Below are 10,136 nucleotides of genomic sequence, written 5' to 3' on the forward strand. Positions count from 1 at the left end.
TGAGGTCACCGCTGTCAATTTGGGTATTCGGCACAAGCTGATCCGTCCCTACACGCCCCGCCACAACGGCAAGGTGGAGCGTAGTCACAGGGAGGATCAAAAGCGTTTCTAATCTTCCCACTGCTTTTACTCCCTCCAAGACTTCACAAGACAGCTTGCCGTCCATAACCGCCGCTCCAACAACTTTCCCATGAGGCACTGTTTATCTTTCATCCAAGCTGCCCCATACAAGCAGATCCTCAATCAAATCGCGAGCTCTCTCGATTGCCTGAAACATCTCCGGTGAAATCATATTGCCCGCTTCGCCAGATAATGCACGTAGCACGCGGTCAAAGCAGTCCGGCGTGTCTCGATACTTCCGAAGATATAAATTGCAGCGTATTGCAGCATGCACCAGTTGCGCACCAATCGGCAGGGTGACCGGCTCCTGTGTCGCAGGATATCCTGTCCCATCATAATTTTTATGGTGCCAGCGCATAACATCCGCACAGAGTTTGACAAACGGATGCGACTTTTCACTTTCCAGCAATGTACAGCCCAATTCCGTATGCCGCATATAAGCTGTACGCCCCGGCTCCGGTTGCTCTGCTCCCAAAGCGATAACATCATCCGGCAAACCAATCAAGCCGATATCGCAGATCCGTGCGGCTTGCTGCACATATGCTGCCTGCAATTCTGTCAGGCTCCCGCTCGGATGCTCTAAACGCCACGCAGCAGCCAACCGTTCTGTTAAGCGCGGAATCATCGGGCTGGGTGTCGGCTGAACGCCGGTGCGGTATGCGCATAGTGCGGATATTTTTTTGCACCAGCCGTCAACAAGCTGCTGTGCTTGTTCTGCCGATAGCGGATCTGGCAAGACATTGAGTAAAGAGATGGCCGCTTCCTCGTAAAGTTTCTCTTTTTCAGGCGTTTCTATCTCGGTTACACCACGCTGATCCAGAATTGTTGCTTTTTTCGGCCAAGCAGAACGCACAATGCTGCATACCCGCTCCTGCACGGAATGTGGATCGACTGGTTTGACCAAAAAATCCACCGCACCATACTCCACGCCGTTCATTACGTTATCTTTGCTTGCATCCGACGTAATCAGAATGATCGGCAGCTGCGTCGTCAGCGCATTGGTTTGCAAACGGTGCAGCAGCGTAAACCCCGCCCCCCTACGGCCCAGACAAATATCCACCAGAGCCGCACAAATCCGCTCGGCATTCTTATGTATAAAGGAAAGCGCCTGATTAGCCTCCTGACAACATTCCACCCGAAACATACCTTTGAATATTTCATTTAAAATGGCCAAATCCAGTTCTGAGTCATCTACAATCAACAGCGTGTCTCGTATCATATGCTTTGCCCCCAACTTTCATCTTATCAATCTGCCAAGGCTTCATCCATCCGCCGCAAAAGTTCGGATAATTTTTCACTTTCCACCTCAGCCTCTCGAAGCAAGCCTTTCAGCTTACGCATATGCTTGAAGCCAGAAGTACGGTACTCTACCAGAATAGCTTGTACACACTCGGCTACATTCTCTGCGGACAGGTTGGCCGCCGTCCCTTTGAGCGTATGTACCAGCATATAAAATATCTCGTCATCTTCCTGCTGCAGCGCCGTCCGAATTTCTCTAAAGCGAAGCACGTCCGGCAGACGGCGAACAAACTTCAAAAACAAGGCGGTGTTGCCCATAAAGCGCGCGATTGCCTTTTGCGTATCAATGCCGGCGTCATCCAATCTTTTCAGAAAAACAGTTTGATCCATGATATTGCTTCTCCCTCGCAACGTATTCTCCATGAAGCAGGAAACGCTTTCATTATACCGCAGAAAGGCAAAGCGAGCAAGCCCATAGGAAAAAGCCGAAAATTTCTTCATCCGTGTTGTGTTTCTTCCTGCATCAGAGAATTGACAAATACGTGTCGGTGCCCCATACTGGCAATGGAGTATAAACCGAAGGGAGAAAATAAATGAAGTACCACAAGGCAAAGAATCGCACCTCTCTACACATATTATGGCTCAATATCGTGTTTTTGCTGTTTTTTGCTATGTTAACCATCTTCAGCCTGTATATGATGCGCGAAAGGCTGCTGCAAAACGCACAGCAGTTCGGCACTTCTTTAACCCAAAATTACGCCGCCGAGGAGCAAAACCACATTGATACCTATCGCGCTGTGATGAATCTCGGCACACAATACCTCGAGCAAATGACCGAAAACAACGCCAGTGCGCAGCAAGTCCAAGCATGGATTAAAGACTTTTTTAGCAAAATGCCGCAGGTGCTCGCGAGCGATTCTGTGGATTTATATGCGGTAGTCGAAGGACGTATCGTTTCCGCCAAGCCTTGGGACGGTGACGTCTCGTATGATTTTCGGCAGACGGATTGGTACCGTATGGCAATAGAAGCAGACGGCGAGGTGATTTTTACCGCCGCCGCTCCTGACGTGGTCACAGGAAAACAGGTCATCACCATTGCGCAGAAAGCGCATAACTCCGATAACATGCTGCTGTTTGATGTGTTCCCAGAGGATTTCCACACGGACGACGATATGCCGTCCCTGCCGGAAGGCAGTTCCTACTATTTATGCGATCAAACGGGTACGCTGCTGTATGCGCACCAGCCCCTTTCCCATGAGGCCACCCAACTACAGCTTTATGTAAGCGATCTTGTGCAGCGCATTGACAAGGGAGCGCTTGACCCGCATCATGCCAGCATCATCGGGCTAGACGGCAATCCATGCGGCGTCTACTACTACCGGATGAGCAACGGCTGGATGACGATTTTGACCATCCCGTTCCGCACAGTACTGCATGAGTTGACCGGTATTTACCGCCTTTTTCTGCTGCTCTCTTCCCTGTTTCTGGTTGCCGCTATACTGCTCTCCATACGAGACTACCGTTTGAACTGCAAAATACGCCGCACGGATGATACTGTACGCGCACTCGGAAACCTGTATTATGCAATTTATCGGGTCAATTATAAAACAGGAAATTATGAGGTCATAAAATGCGCAAGCGATACCCGCAGTCAAATCAGCTCAACGGGCCGCTATTCGGATTTATTGCACACGATGCAAACTGTCGTTGCGCATAGCACCTACGAGGAATTCGTCAGCAGCTTTGCTCTGGAAAATATCCAGCGATTGGTACATGACCAAGTAACGGAATTCGGAGGAGATTATCTGCGCCGTTTTGAAGACGGTGAGCGCTGGGTCAATGTCAGCATCCTATTTGACAAAGCGTTTGCACAAGATGAAGTCGTGCTGGCCTTTCGCGAGGTAAATCAGGAAAAGACCCGACAACTCGAGCAACTTGAGCTGCTGCAAAACGCATTGGAAGCCTCTCGACGGAGCGAGGAAGATAAAAACGCATTCTTCAGCAACATGTCTCATGATATGCGCACACCGCTCAATGCCATTATCGGCCTGTCCGAGTTGGCGCAGCGAAATCTTGGCAACCAGAGCAAGCTGAAAACACTGCTGGAAAAAATCCTGTTTGCCGGTCAGCAATTGCTCCATCTTGTCAACAATGTGCTGGAAATTTCCCGCATGGAGCACGGCCACCTTTCTGTCGATTATCATCCGATAGATCTGCGGCAATGTGTCGAAGACTGTGTCGAAATCTTTCGTCATCAAGCAAAAAAGGAAAACAAGAATCTCTCTCTTATCTGTGATTTGCGCCACAGCATGGTATTGGGCGATGCTTTGCGCATCAGTCAAATTCTAAACAATCTGCTGTCCAATGCCTTTAAGTACAGCACACCCGGTGCCTCCATCACCGTCCGGCTGAACGAAAACAATTCTGACAAGCACAGCAGCTATGTGCTTTCCGTGCAGGATACCGGCATTGGAATGTCCCAAGAATTCCTTCAGCATATTTTCGAGCCCTACGCACGGGAAACCCGTTTTAGCGCACGATCTGTGGTCGGCACCGGATTGGGCATGGCAATTGTCCACAGCTTGGTCAAACGCATGGATGGTGAAATTCGCGTTGCAAGTGAATTGGGGCACGGCAGTACGTTCACCGTTACGCTCCCACTACAGATCGTCGCAGACTCGCAAACCATCGCCAGCAGTACAAAACCGGCAGAATTGCCTCCGCAAACGAAATCAGCCACGTTTGACTTACGCGGCAAAAAGCTGCTGATCGCAGAGGATAATGCGATCAATATGGAAATCGCAACCGAAATTCTATCGATGCACGACGTTGATGTTGTCCAAGCATGGGATGGTCAGCAAGCCGTGGATATTTTTTCCGCTTCACAGCCGCATGAGTTTGACATCATCTTGATGGACATGCAGATGCCGAATATGGACGGCTGTCAGGCTGCACATACCATCCGCATGTTAGACCGTGCAGATGCGGCGACCATTCCGATCATTGCTGTTACTGCAAATGCCTTTCCGGAGGATATTGCGAAAACGCAAGCCGCCGGCATGAACGCCCACATTGTCAAACCCATTGATTTCGCAGCTTTGTGTCAGCTACTACAAACTCTGATCTGAAAACCGTGTGTTCTGCAATCAAAAAGGGACGGCAAAACCGTCCCTTTTTATCATTCCTTTTGATTGCGAATACGCTCGGCTGCAAGCAGAATACCGGCTTTTCCCGAAGAGTAAGTCAAACCGCCCTGCATATAGCACACATATGGCTCACGCATGGGTGCATCCGCAGACAGTTCAATTGACGCGCCCTGCACAAACGCACCTGCCGCCATAATAACCGGATCGTCATACCCCGGCATCGCCCACGGCTCCGGTGTGACGAACGAATCGACCGGCGCGCCAGCCTGAATCCCCTCACAAAACCGGCACAGCGGCTCCGGCGCGCCAAACGCAATTGTCTGGATAATATCATACCGCGGCTCCTCCGCCTTGGGGCTGACCTCATAGCCCAGCAGTTCCATGACTTTGGCGCAAAAAATTGCGGTTTTCAGCGCTTGCGCCGTGGTATGCGGCGCCATAAACAGACCCTGATACAACAGACGGTTCTGTCCTAACGTGCAGCCACATTCGCCGCCAATGCCCGGTGCGGTCAGCCTATAAGAAGCATTTTCCACCAGATCCGCGCGTCCTGCAATATAGCCGCCCGTAGGAGCTAAACCACCGCCCGGATTTTTAATCAGCGAACCTGCAATTAAATCCGCACCCACCTGAGTCGGCTCAATCTCCTCGACAAACTCGCCATAACAGTTGTCCACCATGATGGCAGCTTGCGGATTGACAGTGCGGACAGTCTTGCAAATCTCCCCTATCTCTGCACAAGATAGTGTTTTGCGCACCGCATAGCCGCGACTACGCTGGATAAATACCAATTTCACACTCTGATCCTGTGCCGCCTGCGCGATAGCGGGCAAATCGGGCTGGCCGTTTACCAAATCCACCTGCTTATAGCCAATCCCATAATTTTTCATGCTGCCGCAGTAGTCGCCTGTGATGGTGTTTTGCAGCGTATCATACGCAGAGCCGGTCACCGAAAGCACGGTATCCCCTGACTTGACTGCGGAGAACATTGCGCAGGACAGCGCATGGGTTCCGTTAACAAAACCAATACGCACCAACGCTGCTTCCGTACCAAAAATATCCGCGTAGATGCGGTCAAGCGTATCCCGCCCATGGTCATCATAACCATAACCGGTCGTTCCCGCAAACAAATTGTCCGACACCCGGTTTTTCGCAAATGCTGCAAGAACTTTTTCCGTATTTCTATCACACACCTGTTCGATCCGCGCAAAATACGGCATGATTTCGCGCTCGGCCTGTTGACCGAGCGCGCGAATTTCTTCGGATATTTGTAACTTATTCATCATTCTGTGTGTTTTCTCCCAATAGCATTTGACCGTTTGGCAACGTAAACAGTGTTTCCTCCGGCTGCTCGGTTTTCAGATTACTCACCACAACCTGACGCGCCAGAGTATCGCCCTGATAGAAGGAAGCCTGCTTCAGCAAGCCGGAGGCTGCGGAGACATAATACACGCACCGGTAGCCTTCCCGCTCAAACTCCACCATGATACATGGCTCGTTTTCCATATCCTGCCGACCTGCGCTCGACAGAACCAGACCTTCATCCAATACATCCTCATACGTGGGCAGCATCGCCGCAGCATCATCTGTAAATTCGCCCCATGTCCCCTTATAAAAGGTGGTGCTGCCATTCTCCCATGTATATACCACATCTCCCACGTGCATCAACGTGCTTTGCACCGCTCCCGTTTCGGCCAGCCAATCGATACGAACCAAGTTATCCCGCATGTACTGATGACAGCGAAGCGTAGACGATCCACCGGTATAATACAGCGTATTCTCGATAACACAGCTGTACGCCTCCGGACGTGCCAAAGACGCGATTACTTTTTGCGCGTTGTCCGGTCCAATTGTAACGTCTGCCACGCTTTGTGCGGTGAGCATCTGACTCCCGGAACTGACGGTTGGTGCATTTTCCGATCCGCTTTGCAACACGATACCGGTATCCTTACGATGCAGCATACCGGATGAAAGCACATAGCTCAAAAAAAGCAGCACTACCAGCACCGCCGCGCCGATTGCCGCAAGCATTGGCGTGGACAGGTTTTTATACGGCTTCATGGTGCGAACGGAGCCGGTCCATCCGACCGCAAGCCGAAATAGTGTTCGATCGACTGCAAAATACGTTCTGAAGTCTTGCCGTCGCCATACGGATTGACCGCATGCGCCATCGCCGCATATTCATTCGGATTGTCAAACAGCTCACGTGCCAAACGGACAATATTCTGCTGCTCCACGCCTGCCAGTTTGACCGTTCCTGCCTCAATAGCCTCCGGACGCTCGGTTTCACGACGCAGAACAAGCACCGGTTTACCCAAACTGGGTGCCTCTTCCTGCAAGCCGCCCGAATCGGTCATAATCAGGTAGCAGCGCGCCATCAGATTGTGCATCTCGTCCACTGCCAGCGGATGGATCAGATGCACGCGCTCGTTTCCTCCCAAAAACTTTTCCGCCGTTTCACGCACATACGGGCTAAGGTGCACCGGGTACACAAAGTGCACATCCGGATACGCCGCAGACAGCTCCGCAATCGCACGGCAAATGTTTTCCATCGGCTCACCGTAGTTCTCACGACGGTGCGCAGTCACGAGCACCACGCGATTGTTTTCAAAATCCAGCGTTTTGAGTTGTTCATCCCGGAACTCAAAATCCGGCTGAACAGTAATATGGATTGCATCGACAACCGTGTTGCCGACCACACTTACCCCCTCCGTAATGGCTTCGCGCGCAAGATTGTCTCGATTGCGCGGCGTCGGCGCAAAGTGCAGCGTCGCAATCTGGCCTGTCAGCTTTCGATTCATTTCCTCCGGAAACGGGGAGTATTTGTCATATGTGCGCAGCCCGGCCTCCACATGGCCCACCGGAATTTTATGATAAAACGCGGCAAGCGCACCAGCAAACGTTGTAGAGGTATCACCATGCACAAGCACGATATCCGGCTTAGCCTGCTCCATCACCTCATCCAGACCATGCAGACTCTTTTCCGTGATCAGCGCCAGCGTCTGACGCGGCTGCATGATATTGAGGTCATAGTCCGGCTTAATATGAAAAATATCCAGCACCTGGTCCAGCATCTCACGGTGCTGCGCCGTTACGCACACGATCGACTCTGTATTCTCATTCCGCTCCAGCGCATGCACCAGCGGCGCCATTTTGATGGCCTCCGGACGTGTACCGAATACTGTCATCACCTTAATTTTGCTCATGCTTGTTATCCTCCTGTGCCGCGTTCTCTGTTACGTCACTCTGCGCGGTCAAATCCTGTTCTTCCTCATCATACGTCGCGTCCTCCTGCTCGGCAGAATGCTTTGCCCAGTGCTCTGCACCGTAAATGATGCAGGCACCTACCAAAATTGCCACCAGCACCGCCAGCAACAGGACAATCGCCTTCACCTCGCCCGACGAGGTCAGCACCACCGCCGTCAAACCAAGGGTTGCACTGATGGCATACAAAATCGCAACTGCTTGCTTCTGGTTAAATCCCATGTCAATCAGTTTATGATGCACATGCCCGCGATCCGGGCTCATCGGGCTACGCCCCGACGCCACACGACGGATAATCGCGTTGGCCGTATCGAAAATCGGCAGGCCAAGAATCAAAAACGGCACCGCGAACGAAATGACAGCATAAAACTTAAACAATCCCATAATGGATACCGTTGCTAACATGTACCCTAAAAAGGTCGATCCGGTATCTCCCATAAAAATCTTAGCGGGATTGAGGTTATACGGCATAAAACCGATACACGCACCTGACAGTGCCGCCATTGTCACTGCAATTGTCATATTGCCGGTTAAAAGCGCAACTGCGAGCATGGTAATCGCTGCAATTGAGGATACGCCAACCGCAAGGCCATCCAAGCCATCGATCAGATTGACCGCATTGGTGATGCCAACAATCCAAATAATCGTAATCGGAATCGCCAGAATACCCAAATGAAAATACGGCGTATCCGAAAACGGGTTTACATTGGTAAACAGCTTGATCTGCAAATCGCCAACACAGACCGGAATAGCTGCGGCAACAATCTGCACCACAAATTTCAGCTTTGCTCCCAGCGCCAACACATCGTCAAAAATGCCCAGCGCGACAATCATGGATGCACCCAGCAACACGCAAAGCATGGTTTGATCCAGCTCTCCAAAAATCAGGATAGAAGCCAGAAAGCCACCGAATATTGCCAGACCGCCCAAACGAGGAATCGGTTTCTTGTGCATACGGCGGCTATCCTTCGGCACATCAATCGCACCCACCTTATGGGCAAACCGCTTGACCGGTGGTGTGAAAAAATAAGATAATACACCCGCCACAATAAATGCAGCTATGATCACACCGCTTACAATATATTCAGGCATTATTTTTTCCCCTTAAAGACGGTATTCAGCGTCCCACAAAGCCAACCTTCCGGTAAACCTTGCTCAGCGTCTTGCGCGCTAAATAAGACGCTTTCTGCGCGCCCTCAGTATAGACCTGCTCCAGATAATCCTTGTTGCGCAGCAAATCCTCAGTCTTTTCACGAATCGGACGCAGCAGCTCCACCACTGCTTCACCAACTGCCGGCTTGAGTTCACCATAACCCTTGCCTGCAAATTCCGCCTCTACTTCTGCAATGGTCTTACCAGTGGCTACGGAGTAAATCTGAATCAGATTGGACACACCTGGCTTTCCGGCCGGATCCATCACAATACGGGAGTCCGAATCGGTAACCGCGCGCTTAAACTTGCGCATGATGTCCTCTGGTTTGTCCATCAGCAGAATATATCCGTTGGGATTTTCATCCGACTTGCTCATTTTTTTCTCCGGATCGGACAGACTCATGATCTTTGCGCCCTCTCCGGTCTTGGGGTAGAGGCCTTCCGGAATCGTGAAGGTTTCCGGAAACAGGCCGTTAAAACGGTTTGCAATATTACGACAAAGCTCAATATGCTGACTCTGATCCACGCCGACCGGAACCAGATTGGTCTGGTACAGCAGAATGTCCGCCGCCATCAGCACCGGATAGGTAAACAGGCCGACGTTGACATTATCCGCATGCTTTGCGGATTTATCCTTAAACTGCGTCATGCGGGATGCTTCTCCAAACATGGTAAAGCAATTGAGCACCCAAGCTAACTCCGCATGAGCTGGAACATGGCTCTGGATAAACAAAATGCTCTTTTCTGGGTCCAATCCGCAGGCAAGATACTGCGCCAACACTTCCAACGTTGCACGGCGCAGAGCTGCCGGGTCCTGTCGAACCGTAATCGCGTGCATATCAACCACACAGTAGATGCAGTTGTAATCCTCCTGCAAAAGAGGAAAATTGCGAATTGCGCCAAGATAATTACCCAATGTCAGCTTACCGGAGGGCTGCACACCGGAAAAAATTGTTTGCTTCTGGTTTTCGCTCATAGATATGACTTCCCTTACTCAATGGATTGTGATTCTTTCGTACGAAGCAAACCACCCCATACATATCAATAATCATACCATATTTCCCGTTTTCATGCAATGAATTTTATTGTTCTCCCCTTGCTTTGTCTGTAGGTTTGTCAAACATATTGGACAGAGAACTCTAAGGGAGAAAACCAACCTAGAGGCCTCATGGGAAAGTTGTTGGAGTGGCGATTATGGATAGCGAGCTGCTTGGC

General features: G+C 50.9%; 8 protein-coding genes and 1 pseudogene. 2 read left to right on the forward strand and 7 right to left on the reverse strand.

From position 1 onward, the window contains the following. A pseudogene (locus ACTQ3V_RS14730) lies at positions 1 to 109 on the forward strand (integrase core domain-containing protein); the annotation flags it as partial. A 93-nt stretch (positions 110 to 202) separates the two neighbouring features. On the opposite strand, the gene ACTQ3V_RS14735 reads toward ACTQ3V_RS14730, so the two are convergent. Both ACTQ3V_RS14735 and ACTQ3V_RS14740 read right to left on the reverse strand, forming a co-directional pair. Further along, positions 203 to 1,339, reverse strand: coding sequence for a response regulator (locus ACTQ3V_RS14735; RefSeq protein ID WP_441468180.1), 1,137 nt, complete (start codon positions 1,337 to 1,339; stop codon positions 203 to 205). A gap of 26 nt (positions 1,340 to 1,365) precedes the next feature. Next, entirely contained in the window at positions 1,366 to 1,749 is a 384-nt protein-coding gene (locus ACTQ3V_RS14740) for an Hpt domain-containing protein (RefSeq protein ID WP_441468181.1), read from the reverse strand. Positions 1,750 to 1,952: 203 nt separating this feature from the next. Here ACTQ3V_RS14740 and ACTQ3V_RS14745 point away from each other — a divergent pair, with 203 nt between their 5' ends. Beyond that, positions 1,953 to 4,487, forward strand: coding sequence for a hybrid sensor histidine kinase/response regulator (locus ACTQ3V_RS14745; RefSeq protein WP_441468182.1), 2,535 nt, complete (start codon positions 1,953 to 1,955; stop codon positions 4,485 to 4,487). A 50-nt stretch (positions 4,488 to 4,537) separates the two neighbouring features. On the opposite strand, the gene ACTQ3V_RS14750 is transcribed toward ACTQ3V_RS14745, so the two are convergent. Genes ACTQ3V_RS14750 through trpS form a run of 5 tightly spaced genes read right to left on the reverse strand, consistent with a single transcriptional unit; the run spans position 4,538 to position 9,897 of the window. Then, positions 4,538 to 5,791 carry a methionine gamma-lyase family protein gene (locus ACTQ3V_RS14750; protein ID WP_441468183.1) on the reverse strand — a complete coding sequence of 418 codons (1,254 nt, stop codon included), beginning with the start codon at positions 5,789 to 5,791 and terminating at the stop codon, positions 4,538 to 4,540. Further along, positions 5,781 to 6,566 carry a hypothetical protein gene (locus tag ACTQ3V_RS14755; RefSeq protein ID WP_441468184.1) on the reverse strand — a complete coding sequence of 262 codons (786 nt, stop codon included), beginning with the start codon at positions 6,564 to 6,566 and terminating at the stop codon, positions 5,781 to 5,783. Before ACTQ3V_RS14755 ends, ACTQ3V_RS14750 begins: the two co-directional genes overlap by 11 nt. Continuing rightward, positions 6,563 to 7,711 carry a non-hydrolyzing UDP-N-acetylglucosamine 2-epimerase gene (gene wecB, locus ACTQ3V_RS14760; protein ID WP_441468185.1) on the reverse strand — a complete coding sequence of 383 codons (1,149 nt, stop codon included), beginning with the start codon at positions 7,709 to 7,711 and terminating at the stop codon, positions 6,563 to 6,565. Before wecB ends, ACTQ3V_RS14755 begins: the two co-directional genes overlap by 4 nt. Next, entirely contained in the window at positions 7,698 to 8,861 is a 1,164-nt protein-coding gene (locus ACTQ3V_RS14765) for an MraY family glycosyltransferase (protein ID WP_441468186.1), read from the reverse strand. Before ACTQ3V_RS14765 ends, wecB begins: the two co-directional genes overlap by 14 nt. 25 nt (positions 8,862 to 8,886) lie before the next feature. Next, entirely contained in the window at positions 8,887 to 9,897 is a 1,011-nt protein-coding gene (gene trpS / locus ACTQ3V_RS14770; RefSeq protein ID WP_441468187.1) for a tryptophan--tRNA ligase, read from the reverse strand. Positions 9,898 to 10,136 lie beyond the last annotated feature (239 nt).

It is taken from the genome of Candidatus Agathobaculum pullicola (genome assembly GCF_052117205.1).
GTDB classification, from domain to species: domain Bacteria; phylum Bacillota; class Clostridia; order Oscillospirales; family Butyricicoccaceae; genus Agathobaculum; species Agathobaculum pullicola.